12 protein-coding genes and 1 tRNA gene are annotated in these 16,045 nt (G+C 59.6%); 7 read left to right on the top strand and 6 right to left on the bottom strand.

Translation table 11 applies throughout. The features are described from left to right. Positions 1-141: 141 nt before the first annotated feature. The 3 genes from I6L49_RS06295 to dcuC all read right to left on the bottom strand — a co-directional run bounded on the left by I6L49_RS06295 (position 142) and on the right by dcuC (position 5,065). Entirely contained in the window at positions 142-1,785 is a 1,644-nt protein-coding gene (locus tag I6L49_RS06295; RefSeq protein WP_216950871.1) for a hypothetical protein, read from the bottom strand. Between the two features lie 189 nt (positions 1,786-1,974). Further along, complete coding sequence (locus I6L49_RS06290; protein ID WP_216950870.1) at positions 1,975-3,621, bottom strand: bifunctional UDP-sugar hydrolase/5'-nucleotidase; 1,647 nt, start codon at positions 3,619-3,621, stop codon at positions 1,975-1,977. 91 nt (positions 3,622-3,712) lie between these two features. Then, the gene (dcuC, locus tag I6L49_RS06285) at positions 3,713-5,065 is read right to left on the bottom strand and encodes an anaerobic C4-dicarboxylate transporter DcuC (protein ID WP_216950869.1); all 1,353 of its coding nucleotides are present in this window, start codon (positions 5,063-5,065) and stop codon (positions 3,713-3,715) included. A 195-nt stretch (positions 5,066-5,260) separates the two neighbouring features. On the opposite strand from dcuC, the gene I6L49_RS06280 reads away from it, so the two are divergent. Both I6L49_RS06280 and I6L49_RS06275 read left to right on the top strand, forming a co-directional pair. Then, positions 5,261-5,725, top strand: a complete 465-nt coding sequence (locus tag I6L49_RS06280; RefSeq protein ID WP_216950868.1) for a hypothetical protein — start codon at positions 5,261-5,263, stop codon at positions 5,723-5,725. Between the two features lie 183 nt (positions 5,726-5,908). After that, positions 5,909-6,505, top strand: a complete 597-nt coding sequence (locus tag I6L49_RS06275; protein WP_064335946.1) for a DUF922 domain-containing protein — start codon at positions 5,909-5,911, stop codon at positions 6,503-6,505. Positions 6,506-6,600: 95 nt separating this feature from the next. On the opposite strand, the gene mnmC is transcribed toward I6L49_RS06275, so the two are convergent. Continuing rightward, positions 6,601-8,619 (bottom strand): bifunctional tRNA (5-methylaminomethyl-2-thiouridine)(34)-methyltransferase MnmD/FAD-dependent 5-carboxymethylaminomethyl-2-thiouridine(34) oxidoreductase MnmC, encoded by a 2,019-nt coding sequence (gene mnmC, locus I6L49_RS06270; protein WP_216950867.1) that lies wholly within the window; start codon positions 8,617-8,619, stop codon positions 6,601-6,603. A gap of 90 nt (positions 8,620-8,709) precedes the next feature. Between mnmC and fabB the strand changes: the two genes are divergently transcribed. Beyond that, positions 8,710-9,921 carry a beta-ketoacyl-ACP synthase I gene (fabB, locus tag I6L49_RS06265; protein WP_100645761.1) on the top strand — a complete coding sequence of 404 codons (1,212 nt, stop codon included), beginning with the start codon at positions 8,710-8,712 and terminating at the stop codon, positions 9,919-9,921. 286 nt (positions 9,922-10,207) lie between these two features. Here fabB and I6L49_RS06260 read toward each other — a convergent pair whose 3' ends face one another. Further along, a complete protein-coding gene (locus I6L49_RS06260; RefSeq protein WP_005336899.1) occupies positions 10,208-11,893 on the bottom strand; it encodes an aspartate:alanine antiporter in 1,686 nt (561 codons plus the stop codon). Between the two features lie 137 nt (positions 11,894-12,030). Here I6L49_RS06260 and I6L49_RS06255 point away from each other — a divergent pair, with 137 nt between their 5' ends. Beyond that, positions 12,031-12,195 (top strand): hypothetical protein, encoded by a 165-nt coding sequence (locus I6L49_RS06255; RefSeq protein ID WP_162519568.1) that lies wholly within the window; start codon positions 12,031-12,033, stop codon positions 12,193-12,195. A gap of 472 nt (positions 12,196-12,667) precedes the next feature. On the opposite strand, the gene I6L49_RS06250 is transcribed toward I6L49_RS06255, so the two are convergent. Beyond that, positions 12,668-12,743 (bottom strand) — tRNA-Asn (locus tag I6L49_RS06250). 133 nt (positions 12,744-12,876) lie between these two features. Between I6L49_RS06250 and uvrB the strand changes: the two genes are divergently transcribed. From uvrB to I6L49_RS06235, 3 genes are all read left to right on the top strand, one after another. After that, positions 12,877-14,889 carry an excinuclease ABC subunit UvrB gene (gene uvrB / locus I6L49_RS06245; RefSeq protein ID WP_216950866.1) on the top strand — a complete coding sequence of 671 codons (2,013 nt, stop codon included), beginning with the start codon at positions 12,877-12,879 and terminating at the stop codon, positions 14,887-14,889. After that, positions 14,886-15,170 (top strand): YkvA family protein, encoded by a 285-nt coding sequence (locus I6L49_RS06240; protein WP_216950865.1) that lies wholly within the window; start codon positions 14,886-14,888, stop codon positions 15,168-15,170. Before uvrB ends, I6L49_RS06240 begins: the two co-directional genes overlap by 4 nt. Before the next feature lie 179 nt (positions 15,171-15,349). Continuing rightward, positions 15,350-15,997: a DedA family protein gene (locus I6L49_RS06235; protein WP_216950864.1), complete on the top strand. Its 648-nt coding sequence runs from the start codon at positions 15,350-15,352 to the stop codon at positions 15,995-15,997. Positions 15,998-16,045: the final 48 nt, after the last annotated feature.

The following is a 16,045-nucleotide window of genomic DNA, read 5'->3' as shown; positions in this document are numbered from 1 at the left end:
GTCACTCGTTACATCAAAAAGAGCGTCATTGTAGTTATCTCGGGCGGGCTTGCCTACTGCGGGCCGCCGCTGCAAGGCGAGCTGGCGCAATAAAAAGGGCGACCATTGCAACAATGGCCGCCCTGCGGGGCGTATTGACGATCAGCGTCGGCGATAGAGACCCGGATCCACCTCTTCGTAGTGGCTGGTCAGGAATTGATAGAAGGCGAGATGGGAAGGGGAGCTCGGCTTTTTCAGCTCCTCGCTTACCCGATCCGGCTTGGCGATGATGAACTTCGGATTCTGGCGCTGGATATCGGCCAGCACCCGTTCGCGTACGTCATAGGGCGGATTGACGTTGGCAAAGAAGAGATAGGCGGACGCCGGCTGGCGATCGGTCCAGAGATAATATTGCGGCTGGATACCATCGACCCAGATCTTGTCGCTCGGGACTGTCTCGGCCTTGATGCGATCAACCCGTACCTGCGCCGCCGGATTGAAAGGGCGACCCTTGAGGGTCCCTTCCCAGGCGTTGTTGATCATCAGCAGCAGCATGGCCAGCGTCGCCAGCCAAGGGGTGGCAGTGCGCACATCCCAGGCGCGCCAGAGGGGGATGAGGATCAGCACCGGCAGCGCCCACAGCAGGCTGGTGCCGAGCACCTCGTTGACCCGCTCGAGGGACCACTCCTTAGTGCTCCAGCCAAAGGCGAGTTGCTGGGCCAGCAGCCAGCTGGCGGTAAGCACCACCAGCGAGATGCAGAGCAGGCCGATGGCATCAGCCTGCTGTTCGCTGCGATCCAGCAATACCGCCAGCGGTAGCACCGCCAGTTGCAGATAGAGCACGTCGTAGTGATCGAACACATGGCCGGAAACCGAGTTGGCGATCAGGGTGAACAGCACCCCAAACAGGGTCGCCAGCAAGGCGGGCAGATACCACTCTTGGCGGCGGCTCAGCATCAGAATGATGAAGGCGGGTAGCAGCATCACAAGGCCGGTACGCAGCAGGCCGACGGCGCCCACCATGGGTGAGAAGCCATTGCCGTAGCTCCCCTCGAAGAAGATGTCGAAGGCGTAGTATTTGAAGGCCGCCAGCAGATCATGTTGCTGGAAGTAGGCGTAAAGCGGGCCGCCAATCAGCGCCAACCCCAGCAGGCTGGAGATGAGCAGCAAGATGGCGTCACGCCACTTCTCGTGCAGACACCAGTGGCAGAACAGCACCAGATACCAGGCCCCCCAGAAGGCGCCGTTGTTGGTGCGCATCCAGGCGACGATGGCGAAGGTAAGGGCCGCCACCAGCGCGGGCCACCAGCGAAATCCCTTGTCCAGCAGCAGGGTAATGAAGGCCCACTGGGCGATGAGGGCGAGGTGGAAGGTCCAGTCCTCGGTCATGTTGCCGTAGTAGTAACGGGTGCCGTAGAGAGCCAGCACCGCCAGCATGGCGCCGAGGCGCGCCTTGAACGAGAGTCCGAGCTGGGCAAAGGCCTGCCAGCTGGCCAGCAGCCCGAGCCAGCAGAGCACCCACTCCAGTGTCCAGATCCCGACAAATCCCCCCATTCGATAACCCAGCGCGTCGAGGGCGAAAATCATCGGCCCCTTGATATCGATCATGTCGCGATAGAGCACGCCCCCTTCGCTCCACATCTTGCCCATCACCGCGAACAGCGAGGCATCAAAGCCCGGCGCCATGGCGTGGAAGAGCGGATTGCGCAGACAGAAGAGCAGCGCCAGCAGGGCGGTCAGCAGCACGATGGCTGGCTTGATACCCGGGTTGACGCGAGGGGGAGTGAAACGGATGGAGTGATTCATGAAGTCGCCTGTTCCTGCAGCTGGTCTTGAAAGCGGGCCTATCTTGCCGAGCTAGTGAGTGCGATGCAATGGGGCGGGCCCGTGTGGGGCAAATATTCTCGAAAAAGCCCGGTTCTTGCAGGGAATCGGGCGCTGGCTGCGGCAATTTTGGCCGTCAGGGGGATGTGGCAAAGCCATTCCCCCTCTGCATCAATGGATGTACTCAAGCAGGGGCGGCTGCGCTTCCAGTGTCGGCAGGTGACGGGCCCAGCGGATAAAGGCGTCGGCCAGGGTGATGCCGAGCTCCTGATTGTGCTGGGTCAGGGTACGCGCCAGTGCGGTGTAGCCCTCCTTGCCGGAGGCGGTATAGGCGCTCGACACTCCGCGATAGACCTGTTCGGCATTGACCGCTTGCCACTGGCCGGGGGCGGCTTCCCACTCCAGTCGGGTGATGCGCTGACCCTTGGGCCGGTCGGCCTGATAGGTGAATCGCACCCCCGCGGTGTAGGGGAAGCTGCCGTTGCCATTTCCGACCACGCCGTTGTTGGTGGCGTTGTCGATGGCATTTTCCAGCGCTTCCGCCAACTCGTGACCGTGCACCCGATAGAGGGTGAGGGGAATGGCAAACGGCAGCAGGCGACCGGCGATATCTGCTTCGCTTAGGGGGCCCGGCTCCAGCGAGCAGCGCACGCCGCCAGCATTGTGCAGGGCAAAGTCCACCTCGCCTACCTGTTCACGGGCGGCGGTCAGCATGGCGCGGGCCACCAGCGGGGCGAGCTGGCTGCCGTGGGGCAGGGTGGCATCCGGCAGCCGCTGATGGGGCAGTGGCGCCGCCAGTCGGGTGACGATGCGCTGGCTCATGGTTTCAATCTCCGGCCGGTAGCGTTTGGCCAGATGTTGTTCAAGCTGTTGATTCGGCTCGCAGAAGGTGAGCCCGGCGGGTGGGGTGGAGGCAAATGGCCAGGGCTGCCAAGGGAGCCACTCCAGCTGACCCTCACTTTGCACGACGCGGCCCGCCTCATCGAAGGTGAGCTCGCAGACACCGAGGCAGAGGGCGCTGTGGCCAGCGTGCAAAATGGCCACTCCGTTGTTCATCAGCGGATAGCTGCCTTCGCTTGGCAGACCCAGCGGCGCGAGATCGCCGAGCAGGCTGTGGGTATGGCCACCGATGATGAGACTGAGCTCGGGGAAGCGCTCTGCCAGCAGCTTGTCCTGATCCAGCCCGAGGTGGCTCAGCAGCACGATATGCTGGATCCCTTCGCGCCTGATCTCCCGCAACACTTTAGTGAGGGTCTCGGCGACCGCGTGGAAACGGGTGTGGGGATCCGGGTTGGCGATGGCAGCCATCTGGGCGAGGGTGATGCCGAGCAGCGCAAAGGGAACCCCATCGATCACCCGGCGATGCCAGGGCTGATGGGCGTCGTAGAGGTGGGGAATATCCCACAGCCCAAGCGGCGTGTCGGCAGGCTCCTGACTGTTATCCAGATTGGCGGCCAGCACCGGAAAATCGAGCTGGCGCAAGAACTCCACCAACGGGCCATTGCCCAGATCGAACTCGTGGTTGCCGAGCACCATGGCATCGGGGGCCAGCATGGCGAGCAGGTCGGCGTTGGCACGCCCTTTGAAGCGGTTGAAATAGAGAGAGCCCTGAAAGGAGTCGCCACCGTGCAGAAACAGAAAACGCTGGCCGGCTGCTGCGGCTTTGGCACGCAGTTGGGTCAGTCGGGTCAGGATCCGGGCATAACCGCCGCACTGGGTGCGCCATTGGCCTTCACCGACAGGGGAGAAGCTCATGGGCGCGCCATCGAAGTGGGAGTGGCAATCACTGAAATGGGCAAGTTGAACCGTAATACTCATCTCGGTCCTCCTTAGGGGGAAAATGAGCACCGAGTCTACTGCAAAGGGGGGGGAGGATACCAGCCCGGCAGGGTGCCGGGCTGGTCAGCGATCAGGCGGGTACCATGATCTGGGTGGCGACGATCACCACCAGCAGGCCGACGGCGACCGGCATACTGGTGCGCTTGACCACCTCGAACGGCGAGAGCTTGCCCATCCCAGCACAGGCGACCACCACCCCGGATACCGGCGAAATGGTGCGACCCAGGTTGGAGGCTTGCAGCATCGGGATCACCAGATAGGCCGGATTGATGCCAAGGCTGCTGGCCAGGTTGGGGATCAGCTCCACGAAGGCGTAGAAGGGGGCATTGCCCGAGCCGGTGGTGAAGGCGGCCAGGGTGGTGATCACCACCAGTGACAGCATCATGATCAGGCCACCCGAACCGAGATCCTGCGCGTGAGCCAGCAGGGTATCGATAAAGCCGATGGTCATCAGACCCTGGGCGAAGACACCGGCACCGACCAGCAGCATGACCACACCGGCAAAGGCGTCAGCCATGTTGCGCCAGCAGACCTGCAGACCGTCCAGCAGCTCCTTGCCATTGCGGATCCGCACGAGCTCCAGCAGGCTGGCCAGCACCATGCACATGACGATGATGGTGACGATATCCAGCTGCGGACCCCATTTGCCGTCAAATGCCAGCACCCCGATGATGGGGGTAAAGGGCAGGATGGCGTAGAAAGCGGGGGCGGTAGTCACCAGATCACCCGGGGCGACCGGCTCGTTGTGTTCACCGGATTTTTGGTCAAGGTAGCGCTGCCAGAAGAAGTGGGTCACCGCCATGCAGGCGATCGCCACCAGCGAGATGGGCAGGGTCAGCTTGAAGGCAAAATCCAGCAGCGGCATGTTGGCGGCCTGAGCGGCCATCACCACGTCACCGGAGGTCGGTGCCAGAATGATGGCGGCTGGCGAGGCGCACACGGCCGCCGCCGCGCCACGGGAGATCCCCATGTTGACCATCAGCGGGAACAGGGTGGCCATCAACAACACGCCCAGACCGGTAGCGGAGCTGACCGCCAGCGACATGGCGCAGGCCACCAGATAGGCAGCCACCAGCAGGATATAGGGGGACTTGATGATGCCGAGCGGTTTGCTGGCCAGCTTGACCAGAATGGTGTTGGCACCGATATGGCTCATGTAGCCGGCGAAGCCGCACAGCACCATGATCAGCATCCCCAGTCCACCGCCACGGTCATTGAGCAGGAAGCGGACGTATTCGAAGATATCGGTTGCTATGTAACCGGTGCTGACCACCTTGCTCGGCAGTACCGGCTTGCCCATCATGGCGGTGATGACCAACAGCAGCAAGCCGCCGCTCAGCAGCACCCCGGTCGCGGAGTATCCTTTGAAAATGGCACGGCCCACCACCAGGGTGACCAGGGTGCCAACGATGAGTTCCAGCATATGTTGCCTTCTGATTGGATGAGAGTGGAGGGAGTCTATTCCGATAGGGGTAGAGTGGCGACTGGAAACAGGATGTTGTGTGAGCTAAATCAACGTTTAACCCCATGAACAGAATTAAAGAAAGGTAAAGGTACTTTACCCAGCGGGTTTGGCTGCCTACCCTTGCCAGCCTTGGTTGTCTTTTGAGGCTTTTATATGGTTGTTGGTGATTTTCCAGGCATTAAACGCTCTATTTTCCTGCTTGCGATGCTATTTTCACCTACTTGCGTGTTTGCGGTAACCAATGACGGTTTTCATCAAACCGGTCCTCATCAGGCGGTCGCCATGCGGCGTCTCATGGCTCCTCACTCTTACGGCGTACTGGTGGTTGCCGAGGGGAACAGACCCCGTTTTGCCGCGCTGGCATCCAAAACCACCGAAGCAAACTGCCTGGCCCGTCATGCCATCCGGGTAGATGGGGTTGCGCTGCTGGTCACCCCGAGATTCTATGCCAAAGAGGGAAAACGGGGACTTTGCGAGCTGTGGCTCAATGAGGGGGCAGATCAGGACTTTTTTGCCAACCGTCTTAAAAATGATCATTTTATTCAGATAGATGGTCATGACATCAATGTGAAAAACTATCACCTCGACTGGCAGCGCATCAGCCGTCATGCTCAATAAAAATACAGTTTTGGCCTTGTGCCATACTCTGCTCACGCAACCTGTGAGCGTGCTCTGATTTCTGGGCGCATCATTGTATTGCGCCGCCTCGTCGTCACACATAGGCTATACCCGTCATCTGTGTGGCGGTGGGGTTCACCAAGGTTGGTACTCCGCCCGTGCAATCAAGGAAGGTAGTCTGGCATGGTCAGCAAGGTTTATGGAGTAGTGGGGGTCGGGTTGTTGCTGTTGCCCCTGATGAGTCAGGCTCAGCCGAGCCGGCCGCAAGTGGTGCCAGAGTCCCGCATCAATGTCCGTTTTTATGAGGTCAATGCAACCAGTCCGGAGCAGCTTGCCCGGGCGATTGCCCAGAGTGCTCCCAAGGTGAATGGCAAGCCCGTACTCGGCAAGGCGAGTTATCAAGTGGACTGGCAGCTGGATACCGAGCAGTTGCCGGGGCGCTGCCAGCTCAACCGGGTGACGGTGACCACCAACGCCACTGTGTTACTGCCCCGCTGGCGTCAGAGCGCGAACAGTAACGATCCTGCCCGCCAGCGCTGGGGGCGGCTGCTCTCCAGCATGTTTGACTACGAATCCCGCTTCAAGGAGATGGTGCTGCAAGGGGCCAATCAGGTGGGTGGCGCTATTGCTGGGCTACCCGGACATGCAGATTGTCAGGCACTGCGCTATGCCGCGTGGGCAGCAGGCAGTGGCGAGCTGAACAAAATCAAGGGACGGCTCGACGGATTCCAGCGTCAGACAGGTTACGGCGAACAGCTCGGGGTGCACTGGCCCAAGTGAGCGCTATCTCAAGACGCAATATCCAGCATCGCACGATTTGATAAATAGAATGGCCGCCCGATGGGCGGCCATTCTATTTGCTTGCAGAGTCCGGTTTAGACCAGCGCCTTGCCTTTGAGCAGTTTGCGCACCCAGTAACGGGCTGGGTGGAGCGTTTCCAGCAGGTCGGCGGCCAGCGGCAGGGGATCGCCGCAGATCTGGCTGGCGAGCAGCTCACCACAGAGCGGCGCCGAGCAGAGGCCCCGCGAGCCGAGCGCCCCCAGCACATAGAGGCCGGGGTGAAGGGGGAGCGGCTGGGCGTTGTGCTGATCATGCTGCAGCTGCGCATAGTGATCCGCCAGACCTTGCAATCTGGCCACTGGCCCTACCACCGGAAGGTGATCCCGACTGGCACAACGCACCCCTACGCGCGCCTCGTTGCGACTCACATCCACCTCGGTGGGCCAGGTTTGCTCCGGCAGGCAGGCTTGCAACCGCACCTGATTCTGGATTTGCTCCTCGGCACGAAACTCAAGGCTGCTCTGGTTGCGGCCATAACTGGCGCCGATGCAGTGTTGATCGTTGTGCATTGGCGTGAGGTAGCCATCGTAGCAGAGCACGGTCTTGAGCTGACGCAAGCTGGCCGAGGTCGGCACATGGCTCACCTGACCGCGCACCGGATAGAGCGGCAGCTCGGCAAAGGGGAGCAGTGATGGCAGCTTGTGTCCGGCGGCGACCACCAGATTGGGGGCCTGCCAGTGGCGGCCATCCTGGCTCTCTACTTGCCAGCCATCGGTCTGCTCGGCAATGGCAACCACCTCGGTGTTGAACACCACCTCAAGCAGGCCGCTGGCTTGCGCCTCTTTCAGGGCGGCTCGGGTGAGATCGGCCGGACAGAGCCAGCCTCCCAGCGGATAACTGACGCCGCTGTGGCCACAGGGCAGGCCAACCACCTGCTCTACCTCTGATGTAGAGAGGGGATGCATCAGTTCGGACGGGAAGGGGCCCTGACTCATCTTGGCCAACTTGGCTGCCGATTTTTCGTCATAACCGAGCTGGGTTACTCCACATAATTCGAAAGCGATAGGATGGCGTTCGGCCAACGCCAGCAGCCGTTGGCGGGCATAGCCAAAAGCGAGCGAATAGAAGCGTGACAGCGCATCGTGCTCGCCGTTAAGCAGGGGATAGAGGGCACCCTGGCGGTTGCCCGAGGCGCCGGTGGCCGGTTCGCCATCTGCACACAGCAAAGTCACCTTGCGACCCCGCTCCACCAGAGAGAGCGCTGTCATGGCAGAGGCGATGCCGCCGCCGATGATCACCACCTCGCCAGCGCGCCCGGCAGGACGGGCATACCAGGGGACTATGGTCTGCTGCGGCTGCTTGTCGGTGCGATCCCCCACCAGCATCTCCCGCTTGCTACCGTGGCCCTTCACCTTCTTCATGGCAAAACCGGCGGCAATCAGGCCGCGACGGACAAAACCGGCACAGGTAAAGGTGGCGATGGAGCAATCGGGACGGGCGAGGCGAGCGAGACCATCAAACAGATCCTGTGTCCACATTTCCGGGTTCTTGGCCGGGGAGAAACCATCCAGATACCAGGCATCCACCAGCCCCTCTGCCCGGTGAGGCACCTGCGGCAGCATATCCTTGATATCGCCAAACCAGAGATCGAGGCGAATGCGGCCACCCGCAAAATGCAGGCGGTGGCAACCGGAAACCGGCAGCGGCCATTGGGCGACAAGATCCTGACTCAAGTGGCCAAGTTCAGGCCAGGCGGCCAGCGCCTTGCGCAGATCGTCTTGGGTCAGGGGGTATTTCTCGAAACTGATGAAGTGCAGACGGGAGCCGTTGCCGGATTGAGGCGCCTGTTCCAGGAAGGCTTGCATTGTCGCCAGAAAGTTAAGGCCTGTGCCGAAACCTGTTTCACCTATCACGAAATTGTCACTATCGTGGTGCGAAAATCGCGCAGGTAGCCGGTTTTGCTGCAAAAAGACGTAGCGGGTTTCACTTAGACCGTTATCATTGGAAAAGTACACATCCCCGAAGTCACTGGAGACAGGAGTTCCCGCTTCATTCCAGTCCAATCGGGCATGATGTAAGGATGTTTGACTCACGTTTTCCTCGGCTCGCGTCACAAAATCGCGGGCATTCTACGTGAAAGCAGACCAGTTTGGCAGCCGAAAGCGGGTAGACTTGGCGCCAGTTTTTCCAGACGAGATGAATTAATGAGAAGAGCAGTGATCACCGGTATCGGCGTCATCTCCAGTATCGGCAACAACAAGGAAGAAGTGCTGGCCTCCCTGAAAGCAGGTAAATCCGGCATCACCTATTCCGAGCAGTTCGAGCAGCACAACCTGCGCAGCCGTGTCTGGGGTAACATCAAACTCGATCCGTCTGAACTGATCGACCGTAAAGTCATGCGTTTCATGGGTGACGCGGCGGCCTACGCCTACCTCTCCATGCAGCAGGCCATTGAAGATGCCGGTCTGGCGGAAGATCAGGTCTCCAACGAGCGTACCGGCCTGGTGGTCGGTTCAGGTGGTGCCTCCGGCAAGAACACCTCGGAATCTGTGGATATCGCCCGCGAGAAAGGGGTCAAGCGTGTGGGTCCTTACATGGTGCCACGCACCATGTCTTCCACCACCTCTGCTTGCCTCGCGACCCCTTTCCAGATCAAGGGTGTCAACTACTCCATCAGCTCAGCTTGCGCCACCTCTGCTCATTGCATCGGTCACGCGCTTGAGCTGATCCAGCTTGGCAAACAGGATGTGGTCTTCGCCGGTGGCGGTGAAGAGCTGGACTGGTCCTCTACCATCCAGTTTGACGCCATGGGCGCGCTCTCCACCAAGTACAACGACACGCCGGAAAAAGCGTCCCGTACCTATGATGCGAACCGCGATGGTTTCGTTATCTCCGGTGGCGGCGGCATTCTGGTGATCGAAGAGCTGGAACATGCGCTGGCGCGTGGTGCTCACATCTATGCCGAGTTGACCGGTTACGGTGCCACCTCCGATGGCTATGACATGGTCGCGCCGAGCGGTGAAGGCGCGGTGCGTTGCATGAAGATGGCGATGCAGGGTGTGGGCAAGGTTGACTACATCAACACCCACGGCACCTCCACCCCGGTTGGCGATACCAAGGAGCTGGAAGCTATCCAGACTCTGTTTGGCGCCAACGGTCCCAAGATCTCTGCCACCAAGGCGATGACCGGCCATGCGCTGGGCGCTGCGGGCGTGCACGAGGCTGTCTACTCCCTGCTGATGATGGAACACGGCTTTATCGCTCCCAGCATCAACATCGAGACTCTGGACGAGAAGGCCGAAGGTCTGCCCATCGTGCGTGAGTACGAAGCGGCCGAGCTTAACACCGTCATGTCCAACAGCTTCGGCTTCGGCGGTACCAACGCCTCTCTGGTGTTCAGCAAGTTCAAAGGCTGATATCCGGTTGATCTGAAAAAAGCGCCTCAGGGCGCTTTTTTTGTTTCCGTGATCTGCCATCACTCATTGCAGAGCAGAGCAGAGCAGAGCAGAGCAGAGCAGAGCAGAGCAGAGCATCGGCCATTGTGGAATAGGAAGAGTGGGTTGGTGGCAGAGTTCAGTGCAGATGGTGGGGGGCATGTGATGTCACACCCATAAGGCTGCTCTACATCTCTCTAGTGGAGTAGATAGCAAGAAGGGAGCATGAGGCTCCCTTCTTTGTTAGCGGTAGCTTGATGGCTGCTGGTTAGAACCAGAAGCCGATGATAAAGGAGCCCGCCAGGGTCAGCATCACGTTGGCCACCGCATAGGTACCGGCATAGCCGAGCGCCGGAATGGAGCTGTTGGCTGCCTCGTTGACCACATCCATCGCCGGGGCACAGGTACGGGCACCAGTGATGGCACCGAGCAGCAGCGCCGGGTTCATCTTGAGCACCCAGACCCCGAACAGATAGCCAACCAGCACCGGCAAGGTGGTCACCAGCATGCCGGAGAAGAGCACTACCGTACCCACCTCGCTGAGGTGGTCGAGGATGCCGCCACCGGCTTTCAGACCCGTACTCACCATAAAGACCGCCAGACCGAGATCCTTGGCCAATCTGAGCGCACCGGGCGGCACATAGCCGACCGTCGGGTGGTTGGCCCTCAGGTAACCCATCAGAATACCTGCCAGCAGCAGGCCGACGGCGTTGCCGAGACCGAATTCGATCTGACCGAACACCAGCGAAACGGAGCCGATCAGCAGGCCGAGCACGAAGAAGGTGGTGAAAGCCACCAGATCCGTGGTCTGGCTGTGGATGCTGATAAAGCCGATCTTGTTGGCCAGCAGTTTGACCCGCTGCTTCTCGCCGCTGATCTGCAGTACGTCGCCTTTTTGCAGCATGATGTTGCGATCGAACGGCATCTCGATCTGGGAGCGCACTACCCGGTTGAGGAAGCACCCTTTCTCGGTGAGGTTGAGCTCCACCAGATGGCGGCCTACCACGGAGTCATTCTTTACCACTATCTCTTCGGTGACGATCTGCAGGTCAAGCAGGTTGCGATCAAACACCTCTTTACCGTTGCGGTAGTTGACGTCCAGCTTTTCGTGGCTCTCGGGATAACCCACCAGGGCGATCTCATCCCCTTCCTGAATGACGGCATCGCCATCGGGACTGGCCAGAATGCCGTTGCGGCGGATCCGCTCCACATAGCAGCCGGTATGGGGATAGATGCCGGTCTCCCGCAGGGTACGGCCACCGATCCAGGCTGCCAGCTCGGGGCCAACCCGATAGGCGCGGATGATGGGCAGATAGGTCTTGCGACTCTCGCTGTCGGAGAGCCCCCGCTCGCGGGCGATTTTTTGTGCCTCGGTATTGAGGTCGAGGCGTGCCAGCGAGGGGAGGTAGCGCACCACCAGCATCAGGCCCACCAGACCCACCAGATAGGTCAGGGCGTAGCCGATGCCCATATTGTCCAGCACCGCCTGCATATCAGTTTGATGGGGCAGGTTGAGCAGACCACTGCGCAAGGCATCCTGGGCACCCACCAGCGCTGGAGTCGAGGTGAGGGAACCCGCCAGGATCCCCGCCGCCATGCCCGGCCCCAGATTGAAGAACTTGGCCAGCCCCACCGTCAGCAGCAGGGCGGTCAGCAAGATCACCAGGGTCAGGGTGATGTAGTGGATGCCGTCGCGCAGGAAGACGCTGAAGAAGTGAGGGCCCGCCTCGATCCCCACACAGAAGATGAACAGCATAAAGCCGACGTTTTCAGTGGTGGCCGCAAATTCGAAGCCCATCTGGCCGAACAGCAGGGCGGTAAACAGCACACCTATGGTGTTGCCAATCTGAAAGTTGCCAATTCGCACCTTGCCAAGCAGCAGGCCGAAGGCCAATACCACGAACAGCAGCAGGGAGTCGCTTTGATGTAGCAGTGTCACGAAATCTATGGTCATGCCCGGAAAAACCGAGGAAAAAAGTGGGGTCGATATTGTGCCGGATCTATCCCCAATAAAGAAGCGCAAGGGAGCGATTAATCGGACGTTATCGGACGCTATTTGTGGAGCCGGCGGCGTGATAGGGAGACAAGCGGATGAAATCTGGCTATTTTTGCTGTAACCGTCGTTGTCAATTAGTGAAATCTGCTGCCCGCGACCGAAGTGCTCTGGCGCAGGCCGATATTTTAGATTCTGCTGTCCGGCCGCTTGGCGGGGATCAGTTTCAGCAGATTCAACCGATGGCCACCATGGTTGGCTGAGGGGCAAGTCAGCTTGATATTTACCCGTTCGCCCACGGGGCATGGGTTGGCAAAAAGATACCTCTGAAAAGTGCCAATAGAGCCTGTCACCTCACTGTTCCTGAGGGGGCAAAAAAACAGCATAAAATCAGGTTGGCCAGCAAAATGACTCTTCGCCGGGGGCCATCAAGGGCAATCCCGCGTCCTGACAGGGCTTGCTGCACTTACCCACAGAATCTGTGGATAACCCTGTTTATGAAACTTGTTCATCGCCCGGAAAGCCGCGCCAGCACTGGGATGCAAGGGCTGTTCAAAAAATACCGGAAGAAAAATGTTTGTATAAAAATCAAATAGTTAGGTGCGACAGAAGAAAACTCTGTCGAGCCGAGACGGGTAACAAAAGGGAGCGTCAGCAGCAAGAAGGATCTTGTGCATTAAAATTGGCAGGAGAGGGCACTAAAGTGGATAACTTGCACCGAGATGGTGAGGAATTTGGCTCCCCCGACTGGACTTGAACCAGTGACATACGGATTAACAGTCCGCCGTTCTACCGACTGAACTACGGGGGAACATCAGGCAAGGAGGAGCATCATACAGAAGGTGTCCGAGGTGGTCAAGCCATTCGCGGGATGATGGCACGGGTGTACCGCTGCCAAACCCTCGGTTACACTGCTCCTCTGCTGTTTTGTGTCGGGAGTGTTCATGAGCAAATTGTTCAAGTTAGCCAGCCAGTTTCAACCCGCCGGGGATCAGCCCACGGCGATTGCCCAACTGCTGGATGGCATCGAGTCGGGGCTGGCCCACCAGACCCTGCTCGGGGTGACCGGTTCGGGCAAGACCTTCACCATGGCCAACGTCATCGCCACCCTGAACCGCCCGACCATGATCCTGGCCCCTAACAAGACCCTGGCCGCCCAGCTCTATGGTGAGATGAAGGAGTTCTTCCCCGACAACGCGGTGGAGTATTTCGTCTCCTACTACGACTACTACCAGCCCGAAGCCTATGTGCCGACCACCGACACCTTTATAGAGAAGGATGCCTCCATCAACGATCACATCGAGCAGATGCGATTGTCCGCCACTAAGGCACTGCTGGAGCGGCGCGACGTGGTGATCGTTGCTTCGGTGTCGGCCATCTATGGTCTGGGGGATCCCCAAGCTTATCTGAGCATGATGCTGCACCTCAAAGTGGGGGATGTGATCAACCAGCGGGATATCCTGCGTCGCCTCGCAGAGTTGCAGTACACCCGTAACGACATGGCGTTTCAACGCGGCACCTTCCGGGTGCGCGGTGAAGTGATCGACATTTACCCTGCCGAATCGGACAAGCTGGCCCTGCGGGTGGAGCTGTTTGATGAGGAGGTGGAGCGCCTCTCCCTGTTCGACCCGCTGACCGGTGCCATCGAGCAGACGGTGGTGCGCTATACCATCTACCCCAAGACCCACTACGCCACCCCGCGCGAAACCATTCTGGGGGCTATCGAGCATATCAAGGAGGAGCTGCGCAGCCGCCGCGAGCAGCTGTTGTCCCTCAACAAGCTGGTGGAAGAGCAGCGCATCAGCCAGCGTACCCAGTTCGACATGGAGATGATGCAGGAGCTGGGTTACTGCTCCGGCATCGAGAACTACAGCCGCTACCTTTCCGGCCGTGCGCCGGGGGAGCCACCGCCCACCCTGTTTGACTACCTGCCGGGGGACGGCCTGCTCATCATAGACGAGTCCCACGTCACGGTGCCGCAGATTGGCGCCATGTTCAAAGGAGACCGCTCCCGCAAGGAGACCCTGGTGGAGTACGGCTTCCGGCTCCCCTCGGCGCTGGACAACCGGCCGCTCAAGTTCGACGAATTTGAAGCGCTGATGCCGCAGACGGTGTTTGTTTCGGCGACTCCCGGCCCCTACGAGCTGGAGAAGTCCGGCGGCGATGTGGTGCAGCAGGTTGTGCGCCCAACCGGCCTGCTCGATCCGGAGATCGAGGTGCGTCCTGTGACCACTCAGGTGGACGATTTGCTCTCCGAGATCCGCAAGCGGGTCGCCGTCGAGGAGCGGGTGCTGGTTACTACCCTGACCAAGCGGATGGCGGAAGACTTGACCGAGTATCTGGCGGAGCACGACGTCAAGGTGCGCTATCTCCACTCCGATATCGATACGGTCGAACGGGTGGAGATCATCCGCGATCTGCGCCTTGGCAAGTTCGATGTGCTGGTGGGTATCAACCTGCTGCGGGAAGGCCTCGACATGCCGGAGGTGTCGCTGGTGGCGATTCTGGATGCAGATAAAGAGGGCTTCCTGCGCTCCACTCGCTCGCTGATCCAGACCATCGGCCGTGCGGCGCGTAACCTCAACGGCAAGGTCATTCTCTATGGCGATACCATCACCAACTCGATGAAGGTAGCCATTGAGGAGACCGAGCGGCGCCGCGCCTTGCAGCATGCCCATAACCTCAAGCATGGGATCACCCCCAAAGGGCTCAACAAATCCATTGGCGATGTGATGGACATGGGGGGCAGCCGCACGGCAGGCAAACCAGGCAAGGGGATGCGCAAGGCAGCCGAGCCGCAAGGGGAGTACCATGTCCGCTCTGCCAGTGAGATTGCCAAAGAGATCAAACTGATGGAGGAACAGATGTTCCAACATGCCCGGGATCTGGAATTCGAACAGGCGGCGGCACTGCGGGATCAGATCCAGCGGTTGCGCAGCGAGTTGATCGAATCATGAGCCGCAAACGCTGGCTGATTTGGCAACGACTTCGTCGTCTCTATCAGGGCTTTCGCCATCCCGGAACCCCCTGGTGGGCGAGGGGACTGGTGATCCTTATCCTGCTCTATGGCATTAGTCCGGTGGATCTTATCCCTGACGTGGTGCCCTTGCTGGGTTGGTTCGATGACGTGACCCTGCTGCTGTTGTTGCTGTTGTTGCTGTTGTTGCTGTTGTTGCTGTGGGGTTGGGAGCGTTGCCTTCCCCCCGCAGTGCGCAGCGATCTGGAACAGGCCTCCTAGTTCACCTTTTCAACACCACGCTCGACATCACTCTGTGCGCTCCCACCCTCGAAGGAAGCGGAAAAACGGTTTCATTTGAAGGTGGGCTCTGCAGGATGAAAAAGAGGCAGGCCCAGTGATTGTCGCCCGGATGGCATTGGCGTAGACTCCACGCCGTTCACTTTATGGGTATGGAAAAAATGGATCTGATCCTCTTTGCAATCGACTTTATTCTGCACGTTGACGTGCATTTGAAAGAGCTGTTCGAGAACTATGGCGTCTGGGTTTACGCCATCCTGTTTCTGATCATCTTCTGTGAAACCGGGTTGGTAGTGACGCCGTTCCTGCCGGGTGACTCCCTGCTGTTTGCCGCCGGTGCGCTTACCGTGGGCAGCGTGCTGGACGTCCATACCCTGGCGGCCGTGCTGATCATCGCTGCCGTGCTGGGCAACGTGGTCAACTACACCATTGGTCACTTCTTCGGCGAGCAGTTGTTCCGCAACCCGGATTCAAAAATCTTCCGCCGGGATTATCTGGAGAAGACCCACGCCTTCTATGCCAAGCATGGCGGCAAGACCATCATCATCACCCGCTTCCTGCCTATCGTGCGTACCTTTGCGCCGTTCGTGGCAGGGATGGGGGCCATGACCTATCCGCGCTTCCTGGCGTTCAACCTGGTTGGCGGTCTGCTGTGGGTACTCTCTTTCGTCTATGCCGGCCACTTCTTTGGCAATCTGCCGGTGGTGCGTCACAACTTTACCCTGCTGATCTTCGGCATCATCGGCATCTCCCTGTTGCCCATGGTGATTGGCGCGGTCAAGGCCAAGATGGGTACTGTCAAGGCGTAACCAGAAATACGGTCAGCCAGAACGAGAAAGGGGGGAGCCATTATGGCT

Source organism: Aeromonas sp. FDAARGOS 1419 (assembly GCF_019047045.1).
Lineage (GTDB): Bacteria > Pseudomonadota > Gammaproteobacteria > Enterobacterales > Aeromonadaceae > Aeromonas > Aeromonas veronii.
The sequence above is the reverse complement of the archived record's forward strand: the minus strand, read 5'-3'. Positions and strand labels throughout refer to the sequence as shown.